Raw genomic sequence first — 17,031 nt, 5'->3', positions numbered from 1 at the left:
CTGCAGACTTGCCGCGAACGTGCCCGCCCGGTGGTGCTGACGGCGGTGTCGGCGATCCTCGGCGTGCTGCCGATCGCTTTCGGCCTCGGTCTCGAAATCTTCCATCACGAGACGACGATCAACGCGCCGTCGACGCAATGGTGGATTTCACTGTCCTCGGCAATCGTCTTCGGCCTGTCCTTCGCCACCTTGCTGACGCTGGTGGTGACACCGTCGATGCTGATGGTGTTCACGCGCAGCAAGAACAGCCGCTTCTATGCATTCTTCCGTCGGGTGTTCCGGCGCGGAACGCCAGCCGACGCGACTATGGAGACCTCCGCAAGGCCGGGCTTGCTCGACGAACCGGCGATCGACTTCCCGAAGGCCGCCGAATAGGTCGCTCTCTTCAGCCCAGGTAGAAAAGGCCGCCGGGAACAACCCAGCGGCCTTTTGCATTGTCCTGTCATGGAATGCCTCAAAGCGGGGAGTTTCTCATGACGCTCAGCACCATTCTCATCATCATTCTGATCCTCATTCTGATCGGCGCGGTGCCGGCATGGCCTCATTCGCGTTCCTGGGGTTATGGTCCCTCCGGCATCGTCGGCGTCATCCTGATCGTGCTGCTGGTGCTGCTGCTGATGGGCAGGATTTGACCCGGAGTTGGTGTGCACGAATGCTACAGCGCTGCGCGTCCTGTTGGACTCACAGCGCTGTAGCATTTGATTTTGCGCCTGGTCTTTTCCGAGCCTTCGGTTCGAAACGCACGTTTTCAGGCAGCTTTCGAAACGCCATCAATCGTGGCGACACCGATATCATCGAGAGCCGCTGCCACCGCCCTATCCAGCGGCGTATGCGGGATCGTGCCGAGGATGCCTTCCAGTCTTGCCGAGACCAACTGGTGTGGCTCGAAGCGGAGATAGGACATCGAGACGAGCTCGCGCCACATCGCCACGAACGGACTGCCGACGCGCAACACCCACCACGGCATCGACGTCAGTTTCAACGTGCGCCCGAGCGCCTGCTCCGCGGCGGCCTTGATCTCCAGGTCGGTAACGGCGTGGCCGGGAAAGTTCAGCGCCTCGTAGGCGCCGAGCTTGTCGAGATTCTCAGTCAGTCCGACGAAAGCCTTGGCCATATCAGGCAGATAGGCCCATTCATGCAGGAGATCGGCCGGCCCGGGGGCGGTATAGACGCCCTTCTCCATCTTGGCGGCGACCATCAGATCGAACCACGATCCGGTGCCGGTGCCGCCGAAGAAATCGCCGGCTCGCAGCAGAATGGTGCGCACTCGGCCTGCTTCGGCCTCGCGGCGGAAGAGGTCTTCCATGGCGACGCGGATGCGGCCCTTTTCCGTCGTCGGGTGGAATGGCGTGTCTTCGGTGATGACCGTCGGCATCGGCGAGCCGTAGTTGTAAACGCTGCCGGGAGCGAGGTGCAATGCGTGGTTCGCCCGGCACGCGGCCATGACGTTCTCGGCCATCGGCAGGCACTTGCCCCAGTCGGTATAGATCGGGTTGAGGCCGTTGAAGATGATGTCGACGCCTTCGGTGGCGCGGATAAGCGCTTCGCGATCGAGCCCGTCGCCGGTGACGGCCGCCGAGCCGATGAGTTCTGCCGTTATCTTGCCGCTGCGGGTGATGGCGCGGACATCATAGCCGGCGTCGATGAAGGCCTTGGCAACCACGCGGCCGAGCCGGCCATTGGTTCCCAGAATTGCGATCGTGGTCATGTTTGGTTTCCGTGTTTGCGTTACGGTCACAATATGATCCGCCCGCAAACGAATGGAAATTGACTGAATCTGGCAACATGATATTCAGTTTTGAATGGAAATCGACTGGAATCTGATCAAGAGTTTCGTCACCGTGGCGGAAACCGGCAGCCTGTCCGCTGCCGCGCGCAAGCTGGCTGCAAGCCAGCCGACGCTCGGCCGCCATATCGCCGAGCTGGAGCAGGCGCTCGGCGTCACCCTGTTCCGGCGCGGGCGGCGCGGCTACGCGCTGACGGAAGCCGGCAGCACGCTCTACGAACGCGGCCGGGCGGTGAGCGAGCAGGCAAGCGCCTTTTCGCTATTGGCGCTGGGATCGGTCGAGGCGATCGAGGGCACGGTGCGCATTGCCGCCAGCGAGGTGGTGGCGGCCTATGTCCTGCCAGAGATGACGGCGCGGCTGGGTGCGGAGGAGCCCGGCATCGAGGTCGAGATCGTCGCGTCGAACCAGGTCGAGAATCTTTTGCGCCGCGATGCCGACATCGCTATCCGCATGGTCAAGCCGGCCCAGAACGAGGTGGTGGCGCGCAAGGTGGCAGACATTCCGCTCCGCGCCTGCGCGGCAAAATCCTATCTCGACCGGCGTGGCCGTCCGCGCGAACCCGGCGATCTTGCCGGCCACGACCTGATCGGCTTCGACCGCAGCGATGAGATCATTCGCGGCTTTGCCCAATTCGGTGTCCTGCTCACCCGCAATGCCTTCCGCTTCAGGACCGACAACCAAATCGTGCTGTGGGAGGCGGTGCGGGCGGGAAACGGCATCGGCTTTGGCCAGGAGCCGCTGGCCGACCGCGATCCGCTGGTGGAGACAGTGCTGCCGGGCCTCGGGCTGCCGACGCTGCCGGTATGGCTGGCCATGCACCGCGACGTACGCACCAGCGTGCGCATCCGCCGTGTCGCGGATTTCCTCTATGAGGAGTTGAAGCGCTATTCGGCCGGGGCCGCGTCAGGCGCGAATTCGGCGCGGTGAGCGAGCCCGGCCATCAAGAATACGACGACCAGCAGTCCCGACAAAGCGACAAAGATCGGACCGAAGCTTGAATGCTCGGCGATGAAGCCGATTGCCGACGGCGCCACCAGAATGCCGGAATAGCCCATTGTGGTGACGACGCTCATGCCGGTGCCGGACGACATGCCTTCCTGGTTGCCGCCGGCCGAAAACAGGATCGGCACCATATTGGCGATGCCGAAGCCGCAAAAGGCAAAAGCTGAGATGGCGAGCCAGGGCGAGGGCGCCAGACCCGCCACCAGCATGCCGGCAGCGGCGACAAGCGCCGAAACGCGCAATGTCGTCACGGCGCCGAAACGGTTGCGGACGCCGTCGCCAACGAAGCGCATGACTGCCATGACGCCGGAAAAAGCGGCGTAGGCCAAACCAGCTACGGCGAGGTCGGTGCCGAGTTCCTGTTGCAGGTAAAGCGCTGCCCAGTCGAGCACCGCACCCTCGGAGATCATCGTCATCAGCGCCATCAGCCCGACCAGATAGACCAGCGGATTTCCAGGCAGCGCGAACTTGCGATGCCCGATTACCCCCGAGGATGCTTGGACTGGCTTGTCCTCCGCGATCAGGTAGCGGACTGCCACTGCAATCACGGCGAAAGCGAGCGCCGTCACCACCGTCGCATGGGCGAGATGACCGTAATTCTGGATGGCGAGGCCACCGAGAGCGCCGCCGGCGAAACCGCCAAGGCTCCAGAAGCCGTGCGAGGACGACATGATGGCCCGGGACAAGCGCCGTTCCACCGTGACCGCATTGGCGTTCATGGCGACATCCATGCCGCCGATCGAACCGCCAAAGATGAACATGGCGATGGCCGCTAGCGGCACGTTTGGAGCCAGCGCCACAACCAGCAGCCCGAAGCTGCCGATGAGGCCGAACCAACTCAGCACGGTGCGCGACCCATGCCTGGAGATCAGGTGGCCGCACCAGGTCATCGCTGTGACCGCGCCGGCGCCGAACAGCAGGATCAGCAGGCCAAGCGTGAACTTGCTGATATCCAGCCGGGTCAGCACCACCGGGATCTGCGGCGCCCAGGCGCCGGTCAGAAAGCCATTGGCCAGGAAGATGGCCGCCACCGCCCATCGTCCACGAATGGCGGCCTGCATGCGGTTTAGCGTGTCCATCGTGTAGAATCCGATGCGAAAAATAGTTTCGCGCGGCAAATTAGATCGATTCAATTCCCAGTCAAGCGCTCGTTCTTGAAAAGTGCTTGGGCCAAACAAGGAAATAGGGCCGTCCCGTTCGCGGCGGATTGCCCACGCTGGAGATTAGCGGAGACACCTCTCCTGGGGCAGACTCAGTGATCCCTGGGGCGTCTTGCCTCGAACTCGGCCTTCTTGGCATCGGAGGCGTCGGTCTGGTTGAGCGCCTGCCATTCGGCATAGGGCATGCCGTAGATGATCTCGCGCGACTGGTCCTTGCTGAGGTCGACACCCTCGGCCTCCGCGGCGTCGCGATACCAGTTGGAGAGGCAATTGCGGCAGAAGCCGGCGAGGTTCATCAGGTCGATGTTCTGTACGTCCGTGCGTTCGCGCAGATGCGCGACCAGCCGGCGGAAGGCGGCGGCTTCGAAATCGCGTTTCTGCTCGTCGCTGAGTTCGGTCATGTGTTCTTGGCCTCCTTGGGCCTCCTTAGAGCGGCCCGGTGCGCGAGCCGAATCGTCTGACCTGATGTATATCGGGACGGCGGTTGATCGCGTCAACGATCGGCGCCAGCCGTTCGGCCCAGGCGATCGCATCCTGCCGATCGGCGATCAGGTCCTGGCGGATTTCGATCAGCGCATGGGCGAAGCCGTTGACGATGGCATGCCTGAACATGGTGTCGCCGCGCAGCGCGCCGTCATAGGGCTCGTTGTCGCCGACGATAAGGCTTTTGTCCTTCGCAAGCATGTCGATCAGCGGTCGCGCCACCCGGTCGTCGCGATCCCACAAGATGCCAACATGCCAAGGGCGCACGAACCCCTGCATGAACGGGGTGAAGGAATGCACCGAAAGGATAAAGGGAGCGCTTGCGCAAGCCTGCGCCACCGAGGCGATCATGGCGCCGACCGCATCGTGATAGGGTCGATAGAAGCGGTCGAGCCGCATTTCACGTTCTTTCAAGGTAAGTGGATAATTTCCCGAAATGACGGTGCCGTCATAGAGTTGGCGGATCAGTGTCGGATCGTCTTCGCCGCGATTGGGATCGATCAGAAGTCGCGAAAAATTGGCGAGTACCGCCGGCACGCCGAGCAAAGCGGCCAGTTCGCGCGTCACCGTTTCGACACCGATGTCGTAGGCGATATGGCGGTCGAATTCCGCCGCCGGCAGGCCGAGGCTGCCATACTCTTCCGGCAGGTCGCGACGGGCGTGATCGGCCAGGAGCACGATGCCTCGCTTGCGATCGCCTTCGACGACGTCGAAAGGCGCGAAAACTGTGGATCGGGTCATCGGCGGGAAATGGTCTGTTCGCTGGCTTCGGGGGAGGATGGTATCGTCTTTCCACGAAGGGGACGATTACGCAATGCCGTCGTTTGGCCACGGTTTCTGCGGAAATCTGGCAGAAGGCGACTGACCGTGCGCTAGAGGCCTTTCTAAATCGATTGGAATTGAGCAGAAGGGCGCGTTGACATGCGCCCGGACTTTTCCGAAAAGGGGCGTTGAGAGATGCAAATGTGGTTCTTGAGAGGTTTCAGGATGGGTTCCGCCGGCAGGCCGCGTGTGCGCCATGCCTTCGCCATGCCGTTCCTGACCTTCGCTGTGGGCCTCGCCGCGATGGTTGCTGCCTCGCCGGCGCGCGCCGATTTCCGTGTCTGCAACGCCACGCAGAACCTGGTAGGCGTCGGCATCGGCTATCGCGCCAAGGCCGGCTGGATCACCGAAGGCTGGTGGCACATCGAGGGATCGAGCTGCAAGACGCTGATCGAAGGGCCGCTGTCATCAAGATTTTACTATCTTTATGCAGAAGACGCCGAGCGCGGCGGGCGCTGGGATGGTCCGATCAACATGTGCGTGGCCGAAAAAGAGTTCAAGATCGCCGGCGTTAGCGATTGCGTCGCCCGGGGCTTCCAGCGCGCCGGATTCCAGGAATATGACACGGGCGAGCAGGCAAGCTGGATGGTCCAGCTGACCGATGACCCCGCAACGGGGGGCGTTCCAGCCGCCCCGGGAACAAACAGTCAATGAGACGCAGCCGCAAGGTCAAGATACTCGCCACCATCGGTCCGGCCTCCTCCTCCGAGGACATGCTGAAGAAGCTTTTCGAAGCCGGCGCCGACGTGTTTCGCATCAATATGAGCCACACCGATCATGAATTGATGCGCACACTTGTCGGTCGCATCCGCACCGTCGAGAAAGCGGTCGGCCGGCCGATCGGCATTCTCGCCGACCTGCAGGGACCCAAGCTTCGGGTCGGCAAGTTTGCCAACGGCAAGGAGACGCTGACACTCGGCCAGACCTTCACGCTCGACGACAATCCCGAGCCCGGCAACTCGACCAGGGTCTATCTGCCCCATCCGGAAATCCTGAGATCGGTCGAGGCCGGTCACCGTCTTTTGATCGACGACGGCAAGCTCGAGCTGAAGGCGGTGGAGAGCGACGGACAGGCGATCGTCTGCACCGTCGTCGCCGGCACCAGCATCTCCGACAAGAAGGGCGTCAGCCTGCCCGACACCGACCTGCCGGTCGGCGCGCTGACCGAAAAGGACCGCAGCGATCTCGATGCTGTGCTGGCCACCGGCGTCGACTGGGTGGCGCTGTCGTTCGTGCAGCGGCCGGAGGATCTGGCGGAAGCGCGCAAGATCGCGCGCGGCCGGGCGCTGATCATGGCCAAGATCGAAAAGCCGCAAGCCGTCGCCAGGCTGGCCGAGATCATCGAACTTTCGGACGCACTGATGGTTGCCCGCGGCGATCTCGGCGTCGAAATGCCGCTCGAAGCCGTGCCCGGCATCCAGAAGCAGATCACCCGCGCCGCGCGCCGCGCCGGCAAGCCAGTGGTGATCGCCACGCAGATGCTGGAATCGATGATCACCGCGCCGGTGCCGACCCGCGCCGAGGTGTCGGACGTCTCGATCGCCGTGTTCGAAGGCGCCGACGCCATCATGCTCTCGGCCGAATCCGCGGCCGGCGCCTACCCGGTCGAGGCGGTGGCGATGATGAACCGCATCGCCAGCAAGGTCGAAACCGACCCGACCTATGCCGGCATCATCAATGCGCAGCGCTCGGAGCCGGAAGCGACCGGCGCCGACGCCATTTCGCTTGCCGCCCGCGAAATCGCCGAGACGCTGAAACTGTCGGCGATCATCAGCTATACGGCGTCCGGCACGACCGGCCTGCGCGCCGCGCGCGAGCGGCCGCAGGTGCCGATCGTCGCCCTGTCGCCGATCGTCAACACGGCGCGGCGGCTATCGCTTTTGTGGGGCACGCATTGCGTCGTCTCGCCCGACGCCATCGACCTAGACGACATGGTCGACCGCGCCTGCCGCATCGCTTTGGACGAGGGGTTCGGCAAGCCCGGCGACCGGGTCATCATCACGGCCGGCGTGCCGTTGAGGACGCCCGGCTCCACCAACATGCTGCGCATCGCCTATGTCGGATCGGACGTGCAGGCCCGCCGCTAGGCTTGGCCGTCGCTTCGAATGATTTCGGTTGCTCTAAATTGGCGCGAGTTCGGCTTCCGGGGCTTTGATGTCGGCGCATTTGCCGGCACCGTAGGTGTCGCCGGCAATCCTGATTTCCACGGCCTTCGCCATTGCCTGGAGGTCCACGTCCCTGCCGGCGACCTTTTCGATCGCGCCGACAACGAGATCGGGTGCTATCCAGTCCGGCTTGTGGCCGAGATTGCGGACCCAGACCAGTTCGGCCCCGGCGATATCGCGGACGAGGCCGACCGAATGGATCGTTGCATAGACCACCTTGTCGCGGTCGCCCGAGATGACCACAGTCGGCGCCTTGATATCGCGGTAGTGAGGTGCGGCATCGAGCGTGTAGCGATAAAGCCCGGCGACATCGGTGGCGTTGGCACGAAAGGCGTTCGGCCGAAGCACCAGCGGGATCGCGACCTCGGCGACATAGAAGTCCGGCACCTTATTGGGGGCAAAGACGCAGGCGGTGGCGGCATTCATCTGCAGCGTTCCCGACGGATAGGTCAGCGTTTCGGAAAAAAGCCGGCCGACGATCGGAATGGTCGTCAAATTGTAGTACCAGGCGGTCGCGCCGCCCGACCAGGGATGGGTGGCAGGCGCCATGAACACCAGGCCGAGCGTCTTGTCGGGATGCTCGCGGCCGAAGGCGGTGGTCACCGAGCCGCCGAAGGAATGGCCGGCGATGATGGCTTTCCTGATGCCGAGATGGTCCATCAGCGCTGCGATGGTGCTGGCCTGCGCCGATGGGGTCTCGTTGTTGCCGGGGCCGCGCGCCGACCAGCCTGCACCCGGGCGGTCGAAGAACAGCATCTCGGCACGGCCTTCCAGCAAGGGCCTCAACGGCAGCATCTGATCCCTGAGATTGGCGCTGGCGCCGTGGATAAAGACTATCGGCGGCAGTTCGGCGTTTTCCCGCGCCGGAACGTGAACATAGTGGATGCGGGCACCGTTTATATCCGCGAAGTCGCCGCTCGGCGGATTGCGGCGCTCGATCAGCCATGAACCGGCGCGGGTGACACCTGCAAGGGTGAACACAAGCGCCAGGAGGAAGGCGAGCGCGGCGTAGATCGGGTTCATGGAGAGAGGTACGGACCGGAGCGAAATTAGTTCACAGTCTAGCTAAAAAGGCTTTCACTTAAGTGGAATTGTCCGCCAACTGGGAATTCAGATCCCTTCGCCGGCAAGTTCTTCCGAAAGCGTGCCGACCTGATCCTGGGCGCTGCGCATCATCGGATAGATGCTGAGCACGCGCTGCCAGGCTTCCAGCGCCGACTGCTTGTGGCCGGTTACCGCCATGATCTGCGCCAGGCCGGACAGCGCGCCGAAATGGCGCGGCTCGAGCTGCAGCGTGCGGTCGATGTCCGCCATCGATTTCCCAAAGTTATTCATCATGAAATGCACGGTGGCGCGCCGGTTCCAGCCTTCGGCATAGGCCGGTTGCAACGTCATCACCTGGTCGAGGAAGTCGAGCGCCACGTCGAACTTCTTGTCTTCGGCCGCCTTTTGCGACCATTGCATCATCAGGTCGATCGAGGCGCTGCCGGATTGCGACCACTCGTGCGAGATGCGCGCCGCGATGCGCTCGGCGGCTTTTTCATTGAGCTCGCGCTTCAGGTCGACAAACAGCTGGTCGAGCCTTTCCTCCCTGGTCGTGGCAACCGGAGGGGTGACCGGGTCTTCCGCTTGAGCCGGAAGCGGGGCGACACCGAAAAGAAAAAGCGCCGCGAAGAATGCAAAATGAATCCGCATGACCGGAATCTAACCCCGGACAGCGGATCGTCAAACTGAATTTAGCGTGAAAGGGCCGGCAGGCCGGTATTAGAGCGCCACGCGTCCTTTTGGACGCGTAAAGGCCGTTCCAGCATTTTGAATTCCTGGCATCGTGCTTTCCGAAAATCGATTCCGATTTTTGGATCGATGCGGTACATCATGCAGGCGCGGAGGCAGGCGCCCTCAACGCGAAAAGGCTCAGCCCTGGCGCGCCTTGTAGCGCGGAGCGGTCTTGTTGATGATGTACACGCGGCCCTTGCGGCGAACCAGCTGGTTGTCGCGGTGACGCGCCTTGAGCGCCTTGAGCGAATTCTTGATCTTCATGGTCTTGCCCGTCGGTCTGGGCCCGCTTGGGCCGAATTATTAAGGCGCGCTCGGAAAGCGCGCCTCTCAACTTGTGCGTGGCTCATAAACGAGGAGCCTTGCCCGTGTCAACCAAGCATGTGGCGGAGTTTGAGTTTCTGCCCTATCGACGGCATTGGAGCGGCGCCGTCCAATAGCCTCAACGGTGGCGGCTCATTCGCGTAAAATGGCCCATCTTGCGGCCGGGACGTGCCTCGGCCTTGCCATAGAGATGCAGCATCAGATCGGGCTCCACGAGCAGGGCCGGGACGCGCAGGATATCGTCGCCGATCAGGTTTTCCATCACGCAGTCAAAATGGCGGCCGGGGTTTCCCAACGGCAGGCCGGCGACGGCGCGAATGTGCTGCTCGAACTGCGAGACGAGGCAGGCGGCTTCCGTCCAGTGGCCGGAATTGTGAACACGCGGCGCGATCTCATTGGCCAGCAGCGCGCCGTCGGCAAGGACAAAGAACTCGATGCCGATGACGCCGACATAGTCGAGCGCGGCGAGTATTTCTGCTGCCGCCGCCTGCGCTGCAGCGGCGGTTTCGGACCCTATCCTGGCCGGCAGGGTCGAGCTGTGCAGGATGCCGCTGCGGTGGATGTTTTCTGCCGGATCGTAGGCGGCGAGCGAACCGTCCATGCCGCGCGCCGCGATCACCGAAATCTCGCGTTCGAAGGCGACGAAGGATTCGAGGACCAGCGGCACGTTGCCCATTGCCTCGCAGGTGCCGGCAAAGCCCCCTGTTTCCATATTGCGGAACACGCGCTGGCCCTTGCCGTCATAGCCCATGCGTCGCGTCTTCAATATGCCGCTGCCGTCGAACTTTTTCAGCGCCGCCGTCAATTCGTCGTCATTGTCGACGGGGCAGAAATTAGCGGTGGGAATGCCGATGCCGTTGAGGAATTTCTTCTCCGCCACCCGGTCCTGCGCTACTTCCAGCGCGCGCGCCGGCGGGTAGACGGGCACCGTGACGGCAAGCGCGCTGGCGGCCATGACTGGAACGTTCTCGAACTCGTAGGTGACGACGGCGCTGACTGCAGCCAGTTCGGCGAGCGCGGCCGTGTCGTCATAAGCGGCAGTGATCTGGCGGTTGGCGACCTGTGCCGCCGGACAATCCGGCTGCGGCTCCAGCACGACCGTGCGGTAGCCGAGGCGCGCCGCGGCCATCGCCAGCATGCGGCCGAGCTGGCCGCCACCGATGATGCCGATGGTCGATCCGGCGGCCAGGCTCATGGCGTGTCCGTGGGCTCGGCGGCGACCTTGGCGGTCTGGGCGGCGCGCCAGGCATCGAGCCGGGCGGCGAGCTTTTCGTCGGTCAGCGCCAGCACGGCCGCAGCCAGAAGGGCGGCATTGGTGGCGCCCGCTTTGCCGATGGCCAGCGTGCCGACCGGAATGCCGGCCGGCATCTGCACGATGGAGAACAGCGAATCCTGCCCGGAAAGCGCCTTCGATTCCACCGGCACGCCAAAAACCGGGAGCGGCGTCATCGCCGCCGTCATGCCGGGCAGGTGTGCCGCACCGCCGGCTCCGGCGATGATCACCCGAAAGCCGGCCGCCTTGGCGCCCTTGGCGAAGTCATAGAGCCGGTCGGGGGTGCGATGAGCCGAGACGATCAGCCGCTTGTGCGGGATGCCCAGCGCCTCCAGCGTTTCGGCGGCATGGCGCATCGTCGCCCAGTCGGACTGGCTGCCCATGATGATGGCGACGTCGGCGCGGTGATCGTCCAAGCTTGTGCTCCCGGCGGCAAAGGCGCGCCTTAGCGGAATTCGGGATCGACGGCAAGGATGCGCTGCCTCTGCGCAAGCGTTCTGGCACGAGGCGCCTAATCCGGCCAGCGCAAGGCGCCGGCGCTATCCTTGCGGGCCGACTTCATCGCATCCGCCGGACGCTCGGCCACGCTCAACACGGCCCGCAGGCGTTCGGCGACGATTTCCGCCTCGCCGGGATGGAGATTGCACGGATCGAGGAAGAAATGCCCGCGCTCGACCTCGTGGTTGCGCACGATAATGGGAGGCACGCCTGCCGCCAGCGTCGACGCAAGGCCGGCGGCGGTGAACCTGCTCTCAGCGGTAACGAACACCTGCAGGCGGTCGAGCCGATTGCCGGTCGGATCGGGAATGACATGCGCGGCGATGCCCGGCAGGCCCTGCAATGCGCCCTTCCACAGATCGAGCGCCGCTTCTTCCCGCTTGCGGATGCCGGCGTGATCGCGCCGCTCCCAGGCCTCCAGTGCGGCCATGGTGCCGGCGATGCTTTCCTTGCCGACCTTCATCGCCCGCGCAACGCCACGGACCTGCAGATAGGCGGCGCGCACCAGATCCTTGCGCCCGGTGACGATGCCGCTTGTCGGTCCCGAGAGGAATTTGTGCCCGCTATAGACGACGATGTCGGCGCCGCGCGCGAGAAAGCCGCGCAAATCGTATTCGGAGGCGGCGTCAACGATCACCGGGACGCCCTTGGCGTGGCAGATCTCGCAGAACTCCTCGAGCGAGAGCATGCCGTATTGCACCGTGTGATGGGCAACGACATAGAGGCCTGCTGCGGTGCGGTCGCGGATCGCCTCGCGCACATGATAATCCTGAGTCACGCTGACCGTACCGGCCGGTACGGTTCTTGCCCCGGCGAGCCGGATCGACTGGTCGATCGGCGCGCCGTAATTGACGATGTGGCCGAGTTGAACGATGACCTCGGACTTGAGGCCCTCGGTGTCGTCCGGCAGCCGCTCGATCGCCAGAAGGTTGGTGCCGGTCATCGTGCCGGCAATGGCCATGGTGATGCCGCTGGCGCAGCACGCGGTGATGAAGCCGGCCTCGCCGCCGGTGAGGCGCGCGATGACCGTGCTTGCAGCGCGCTGCAGATCGTCCATCTCCACCCACTGCGAGGCGATCTCCGACATGGCGGCGATCGCTTCCGGGACGATGATCGAGGCGCCGAGCGCCGTCATCGTGCCGGAGACATTGATGATCGGGCGAAGGCCGAGCCGTTCGCGGATTGTCGTGTTGGAGCCGTTTGCGGAATAGGTTTTCATCTCTAAAGGTCCCATTGGTAGATTTCAGGCGGCGATCTCGACGACCGCCTCGATTTCCACGGTGATGTTGCCCGGCAGGGAGCCGACACCGATCGCCGAACGGGCGTGCCCGCCGATACTATCAAAGACAGCGGCGAAAAGATCGGAACAGCCATTCACCACCTGCGGATGGTCGCTGAAGGTCGGGATCGCGTTGACGAAGCCAAGCAGCTTGACGACGCGCACGATACGGCCGAGGTCGCCTGCCGCAGCGTGCATGACGGCGAGCAGGTTCAGGCCGGTGAGACGGGCATGCTTATAGGCCTCTTCAACCGTGACGTCCTCGCCGACCTTGCCGGTGCAAAGCGTGCCGTCGGCGCGCAACGGGCCTTGGCCGGAGAGGAAGATCAGCCGTCCGCTTTCGGCATGGGTGACGAAGTTGGCGATCGGCGTCGGCGGCTCGGGCAGTGTCAGGCCCAATTCGGCGAGCCGGATGTAAGGCGTCATGAAAAGGCTCCTTTGCGACAGCTTTCGCCGTCCGATGTCAGAAATGCGAGGCACGGAACCGCGCCAGGAAACTGCGGAGACGCTCATTGTCGATCTCCGCGCCCAGAATCTCGGCGGGCGGCCCTGCGGCGCTGACGCCGCCATCTGCCATGAAGATGATTCGGCTCGAGGCATCGCGGGCAAAGGCCATCTCGTGCGTGACCATCACCATCGTCATGCCGTCCTCGGCCAGGCTGCGCACGACCTCGAGCACCTCGCCGACGAGTTCCGGGTCGAGCGCGGAGGTTATCTCGTCAAGAAGCAGGATTTTTGGCTCCATCGCCACCGCGCGGGCGATGCCGACACGCTGCTGCTGGCCGCCGGAAAGCTCGGCCGGCAGGCTGTCGGCCTTGTGGGCAAGGCCGACCCGGCCGAGCCAGTGCTCGGCAATGGCGCGGGCCTCGGTACTGCTCTTGCCGCGCACCTTGCGCAGGCCAAGCATGATGTTGCCGGCCGCCGTCAGATGCGGAAACAGATTGAAACTCTGGAACACCATCCCGGTTTCGGCCCGCATCTTCGCCAGGTCACGCTCGCTGCGGCGCTGGCGTGTTCCCGTATCGCGGAAGCCGACCTCCTTGCCGTCGATGCGGATGGAGCCGCTGTCGTAGCTCTCCAGGAAGTTGACGCAGCGCAGCAGCGTGGTCTTGCCGCTGCCGGAAGGCCCGATGACAGTCACCACCTCGCCGCGCGTCACCTGCAGGCTGACGGAGCGCAGGACCGCGACGGATCCAAAGGATTTGGAAACCTCGGAGACATCGAGAAGCGCCGGATTGGCGGGCGTGGCGATGGGCATCTTGCTATTCCCGGATGAAGGAGAAACGCCGCTCCAACCGTCGGCTGGCCAGGGAGAGCGCGTAATTGACGGCGAAATAGATGACCGCGCCGAGGATGTAGAGCGGCATCGCTTCGTAGGTGCGGCCGATGACCTGGTTGATGGCGTGCATCAGGTCGGTGATGCCGAGCAGCGAGACCAGCGCGCTGCCCTTCACCGCATCGGTGACGCCATTGATCCATGGCGGCAGGAAACGCCTGAACGCCTGCGGGAAGATGACGTAGGCCAGTCGCTGGCGAAAGGTCAGCCCGATCGCCATCGCCGCTTCGGACTGCCCCTTCGGTATGGAACCGACCGCACCGCGCAGATACTCGATGACCTGCGCCGTCTTGAACAGGGTGAGCGCCAGCACGGCTGCCCAGAAGGATTCCAGATGGAGGCCGACGGCAGGCAGGCCGTAATAGACGAAGAAGATGAGCACCAGGATCGGAATGCCGCGAATGGTATCGCTGAAAATGCGCACTGCCCAGCGCAGCGGAGCCGGGCCATAGACAAGGCCGACGCCCATCATCACGCCAGCGACCAGCGACAACACCACGACCAGCAGCGACACCCATAGCGTCACGGCAAAACCCTGGGCCAGGAAGGGCAAGGCATAGGCGATCTGGCCAAGCATCCTAGTGCGCTGCCCTGAACCGGCGCTCGACAAGCCGAAGTGCAAAAAGAAGCGCGTAGCCCGTCAAGAGATACATCGCCGTCACCACAAGGTAGACCTCGACGATGCGGAAGGTGTTGAAGTTGATCCACTGGGCGCCGTAGGTGAGCTCGGGCACCGAAATGACCGAAGCAACGGACGTGTCCTTGAACAGCGACAGGAACGTGTTGGAAAGCGCGGGCAGCGTTATGCGCAGCATCGTCGGCAGGCGCACATGGATCAGCCTTTGCCATGGCGTCAGGCCGATCGCCTTGCCGGCGTCGAGCTGTCCGCGCGGAACCGCTTCGAGCCCCGAGCGGAACACCTCGACCAGATAAGCGCCGCTATAGAGCGACAGCGTGGCAATGAACGAGGTCTGCGCGCTGTAGGCAATGTCGACCACCGTCGGCAGGCCGTAGAAGACGAGATAGACGAGCAGGATCAGCGGCACGTTGCGGATGAACTCGACATAGGCGGCGATGACGGTCCGCACCGCACGCCCGGCCGACACGTACCAGACCGCCAGAAGCAGTCCGATGAGGATGCCGATCGCGATGGAGATCACGGCCAGCTCGAGGCTGAGCAGCAGCCCGCCCCAAAGCTTGTCGAAATGCCGCCAGATCAGGTTGAAGTTCAGGGTATAGCCCATGTGTCCCTGTCATACCGAGGGCTGTCGACGATAAGCCGCGGAAGGGCGCAAGCCCTTCCGCCTGGTTGCATCAGATGACCGGGAAGCCGGGATGGCGCGCCGGCGGCTCCTGTCCAAAATAGTCCTTGAATGCAGCGTCGTAGAGCGCCGTCTCATGGCCGAACATGGCGGTGGTGAAGGTCGTGTTGACGAAGGTCAGCCAGTCGGGGTCGCCTTGCCGAAGCGCGGCGCCGTAAAGCATCGAGAACCAGCTCTTGCCGGCATCGAAGTATTTGTCCGGATTGCGCGAGGCGAGCCATCGAACCGTCGACAGATCGACGGCGGCGGCGTCGACGCGTTTCGATTCCAGTGCCTGCAGCACGTTGGCCTGCGTGTCTATCTGCATCACCTGCGACTCCGGCAGGACGATGTGCACATTTGCCTCGGCATCGACATTCTGCAGAATGGAAACCCGCGTCGCCGAACCGCCGGCAAGCAGCTTGTCGAAGGTCTTGTTTTCGGCGTTCGGAAGGGTCAGCAAGGCGATGCCTTCGACGTAATAGGGCCGGGAGAAGTGGATCAGCTGCGAGCGCTGGGCGGTCATGGTCATGAACTGGATCGAAATGTCGACCTTGTTGGTGGTCACGTTCGGAATGCGCTGGGCCGGATCCTGCATGACGAACTCGACCTTGGTCGTATCGTCGAAAAGTCCCTTGGCAAGAATGCGCCCCATGGTGATGTCCATGCCGACCAGTTCGCCGGCATCGTTTTCAAAGTGCCAGGGCGCGTTGGTGCTGCCGGTGCCGACGATCACCTTGCCGCGATCGAGAACGGTGCGCAGCAGGCTGTCCGGTGCCGCCTGCGCCGCCGCCTTCTGAACATCGACTGTTGTCGCTGCGCCCACCACTCCGGCCGTTGCAAGCCCGGCCAGTTTCAGAAAATCACGTCTTTTGGATGTGTCGTTCACGGCGACCTCCTTTTCGTGTTGTGTTCCCCTTTGCCGATACATGCATCGGTAATCTGCTGGATTGTCTCTTACAAAAGACACATGTATCCTGTACGAGACAGATACTAACACCAGGAATCAGCAATGCAAGATGGCAATGGCTTGGCAGTTCGGCCGGACGCTGGTCCGGACGAAGACAGGATTGCGGGCTCCCGCGAGAAGGGTCTCAACCGCGTGCTCCATATCCTGGAGTTTCTTCATGCGAACCAGCGAGCGATCGGGATTGGCGATCTCGCCAAGGGAGTGAATGCGCCGCGCTCGACGATCTACACGCTTGTGCGCTCGCTCGTGGATGCGGGCCTGCTGGAAATGGCCGGCGACGGCAATCGCGTCTATTTCGGGAAGAAGCTTTATCTCTACGGAATGGACTATGTGCGCGGCAACGACCTGCTCAGGAGAGGGCGTCAGGAAGTCGACGATCTTTCGCGCGAGACAGGCGAGACCTCCGAATTGTGCATGCTGCAAAGCGGCCGCTACACGATTGTCCATTCAAGCCCGGGCACCAGGCCGTTCCGGATCAGTTCGGCCACGGGTCTGCAGATACCGCTTCCCTGGACCGCTTCCGGGCGGTTGCTTCTCGCCGGTTTCGAACGGGCTGTTATCGAAGACATGGTGTCCGAAGACGATCTCGTCCTGCCGGATGGCCGCAGATTGCTGCTGTACGACTTCATAGAAGATATCGCTACGGCCGGGGCTGCCGGCTACTGTATGACTTCCGGTCTTGTCGACGCCTATACAAAGTGCCTTGCCGCGCCGGTCTTTTCAGCTGCCGGCAAGGTCGAGGCGACGATATGCCTGGTGGTTCCCATCGACACTTCCGAGGAAAAGACCGGCGATCTCATCGCCCTGCTGCGCGAACGCGCCGCGAGGCTTTCGATCACGGGATGAGCAGGATTT

General features: G+C 63.3%; 20 protein-coding genes and 1 pseudogene. 6 read left to right on the top strand and 15 right to left on the bottom strand.

The genetic code is table 11. The annotated features are described in order from the left end of the window. A pseudogene (locus tag AC0L2Z_RS16350) lies at nucleotides 1-375 on the top strand (AcrB/AcrD/AcrF family protein); the annotation flags it as partial. A 98-nt stretch (nucleotides 376-473) separates the two neighbouring features. After that, a complete protein-coding gene (locus AC0L2Z_RS16345) occupies nucleotides 474-632 on the top strand; it encodes a DUF3309 family protein (protein ID WP_091593346.1) in 159 nt (52 codons plus the stop codon). 116 nt (nucleotides 633-748) lie between these two features. Here the strand turns inward: AC0L2Z_RS16345 and AC0L2Z_RS16340 are convergent, their stop codons facing one another. Beyond that, nucleotides 749-1,708 carry an NAD-dependent epimerase/dehydratase family protein gene (locus tag AC0L2Z_RS16340; RefSeq protein WP_473628742.1) on the bottom strand — a complete coding sequence of 320 codons (960 nt, stop codon included), beginning with the start codon at nucleotides 1,706-1,708 and terminating at the stop codon, nucleotides 749-751. Between the two features lie 94 nt (nucleotides 1,709-1,802). On the opposite strand from AC0L2Z_RS16340, the gene AC0L2Z_RS16335 reads away from it, so the two are divergent. Next, on the top strand, nucleotides 1,803-2,714 hold the full coding sequence (locus AC0L2Z_RS16335) for a LysR family transcriptional regulator (protein ID WP_128181997.1): 912 nt from the start codon (nucleotides 1,803-1,805) through the stop codon (nucleotides 2,712-2,714). Here the strand turns inward: AC0L2Z_RS16335 and AC0L2Z_RS16330 are convergent. The 3 genes from AC0L2Z_RS16330 to AC0L2Z_RS16320 all read right to left on the bottom strand — a co-directional run bounded on the left by AC0L2Z_RS16330 (nucleotide 2,672) and on the right by AC0L2Z_RS16320 (nucleotide 5,173). Then, the gene (locus tag AC0L2Z_RS16330; protein ID WP_473524014.1) at nucleotides 2,672-3,868 is read right to left on the bottom strand and encodes an MFS transporter; all 1,197 of its coding nucleotides are present in this window, start codon (nucleotides 3,866-3,868) and stop codon (nucleotides 2,672-2,674) included. The two genes, AC0L2Z_RS16335 and AC0L2Z_RS16330, sit on opposite strands and share 43 nt — an antisense overlap. Nucleotides 3,869-4,041: 173 nt before the next feature. Further along, complete coding sequence (locus AC0L2Z_RS16325; protein WP_202365622.1) at nucleotides 4,042-4,350, bottom strand: DUF1244 domain-containing protein; 309 nt, start codon at nucleotides 4,348-4,350, stop codon at nucleotides 4,042-4,044. A gap of 25 nt (nucleotides 4,351-4,375) precedes the next feature. Beyond that, nucleotides 4,376-5,173, bottom strand: a complete 798-nt coding sequence (locus AC0L2Z_RS16320; RefSeq protein ID WP_473628740.1) for an N-formylglutamate amidohydrolase — start codon at nucleotides 5,171-5,173, stop codon at nucleotides 4,376-4,378. 246 nt (nucleotides 5,174-5,419) lie between these two features. Here AC0L2Z_RS16320 and AC0L2Z_RS16315 point away from each other — a divergent pair, with 246 nt between their 5' ends. Together AC0L2Z_RS16315 and pyk are read left to right on the top strand one after the other, a co-directional pair. Next, on the top strand, nucleotides 5,420-5,908 hold the full coding sequence (locus AC0L2Z_RS16315) for a DUF1036 domain-containing protein (RefSeq protein WP_473497235.1): 489 nt from the start codon (nucleotides 5,420-5,422) through the stop codon (nucleotides 5,906-5,908). Continuing rightward, complete coding sequence (gene pyk / locus AC0L2Z_RS16310; RefSeq protein ID WP_023797023.1) at nucleotides 5,905-7,341, top strand: pyruvate kinase; 1,437 nt, start codon at nucleotides 5,905-5,907, stop codon at nucleotides 7,339-7,341. The genes AC0L2Z_RS16315 and pyk overlap by 4 nt, the downstream gene beginning before the upstream one ends. A 33-nt stretch (nucleotides 7,342-7,374) precedes the next feature. Here the strand turns inward: pyk and AC0L2Z_RS16305 are convergent, their stop codons facing one another. From AC0L2Z_RS16305 to AC0L2Z_RS16255, 11 genes are all read right to left on the bottom strand, one after another. After that, nucleotides 7,375-8,442: an alpha/beta fold hydrolase gene (locus AC0L2Z_RS16305; protein WP_473628738.1), complete on the bottom strand. Its 1,068-nt coding sequence runs from the start codon at nucleotides 8,440-8,442 to the stop codon at nucleotides 7,375-7,377. An 87-nt stretch (nucleotides 8,443-8,529) separates the two neighbouring features. After that, a complete protein-coding gene (locus tag AC0L2Z_RS16300) occupies nucleotides 8,530-9,114 on the bottom strand; it encodes a tetratricopeptide repeat protein (RefSeq protein ID WP_473628736.1) in 585 nt (194 codons plus the stop codon). A 219-nt stretch (nucleotides 9,115-9,333) separates the two neighbouring features. Next, nucleotides 9,334-9,459: a type B 50S ribosomal protein L36 gene (gene ykgO / locus AC0L2Z_RS16295; protein ID WP_006327841.1), complete on the bottom strand. Its 126-nt coding sequence runs from the start codon at nucleotides 9,457-9,459 to the stop codon at nucleotides 9,334-9,336. A 178-nt stretch (nucleotides 9,460-9,637) separates the two neighbouring features. Then, nucleotides 9,638-10,714 carry a 5-(carboxyamino)imidazole ribonucleotide synthase gene (locus AC0L2Z_RS16290; protein WP_473628734.1) on the bottom strand — a complete coding sequence of 359 codons (1,077 nt, stop codon included), beginning with the start codon at nucleotides 10,712-10,714 and terminating at the stop codon, nucleotides 9,638-9,640. Next, nucleotides 10,711-11,208, bottom strand: a complete 498-nt coding sequence (gene purE, locus AC0L2Z_RS16285; RefSeq protein ID WP_128245990.1) for a 5-(carboxyamino)imidazole ribonucleotide mutase — start codon at nucleotides 11,206-11,208, stop codon at nucleotides 10,711-10,713. Before purE ends, AC0L2Z_RS16290 begins: the two co-directional genes overlap by 4 nt. A 95-nt stretch (nucleotides 11,209-11,303) precedes the next feature. Continuing rightward, entirely contained in the window at nucleotides 11,304-12,509 is a 1,206-nt protein-coding gene (locus AC0L2Z_RS16280) for an aminotransferase class V-fold PLP-dependent enzyme (protein WP_473628733.1), read from the bottom strand. A 24-nt stretch (nucleotides 12,510-12,533) separates the two neighbouring features. Continuing rightward, on the bottom strand, nucleotides 12,534-12,995 hold the full coding sequence (locus AC0L2Z_RS16275) for a RidA family protein (RefSeq protein WP_128245992.1): 462 nt from the start codon (nucleotides 12,993-12,995) through the stop codon (nucleotides 12,534-12,536). A 37-nt stretch (nucleotides 12,996-13,032) separates the two neighbouring features. Beyond that, nucleotides 13,033-13,827 (bottom strand): amino acid ABC transporter ATP-binding protein, encoded by a 795-nt coding sequence (locus tag AC0L2Z_RS16270; RefSeq protein ID WP_031254069.1) that lies wholly within the window; start codon nucleotides 13,825-13,827, stop codon nucleotides 13,033-13,035. Nucleotides 13,828-13,831: 4 nt separating this feature from the next. Further along, nucleotides 13,832-14,482: an amino acid ABC transporter permease gene (locus tag AC0L2Z_RS16265; protein WP_077380470.1), complete on the bottom strand. Its 651-nt coding sequence runs from the start codon at nucleotides 14,480-14,482 to the stop codon at nucleotides 13,832-13,834. Nucleotide 14,483: 1 nt separating this feature from the next. Beyond that, a complete protein-coding gene (locus AC0L2Z_RS16260; RefSeq protein WP_473628731.1) occupies nucleotides 14,484-15,149 on the bottom strand; it encodes an amino acid ABC transporter permease in 666 nt (221 codons plus the stop codon). A 70-nt stretch (nucleotides 15,150-15,219) separates the two neighbouring features. Beyond that, nucleotides 15,220-16,095, bottom strand: coding sequence for a transporter substrate-binding domain-containing protein (locus tag AC0L2Z_RS16255; RefSeq protein ID WP_031254072.1), 876 nt, complete (start codon nucleotides 16,093-16,095; stop codon nucleotides 15,220-15,222). A gap of 123 nt (nucleotides 16,096-16,218) precedes the next feature. On the opposite strand from AC0L2Z_RS16255, the gene AC0L2Z_RS16250 reads away from it, so the two are divergent. Next, nucleotides 16,219-17,022 (top strand): IclR family transcriptional regulator, encoded by an 804-nt coding sequence (locus AC0L2Z_RS16250; RefSeq protein ID WP_473628730.1) that lies wholly within the window; start codon nucleotides 16,219-16,221, stop codon nucleotides 17,020-17,022. Nucleotides 17,023-17,031: the final 9 nt, after the last annotated feature.

The organism is Mesorhizobium sp. WSM4850 (assembly GCF_055811735.1).
Note: the sequence above shows the minus strand (reverse complement) of the source record. Positions and strands in the feature narration are given on the sequence as shown.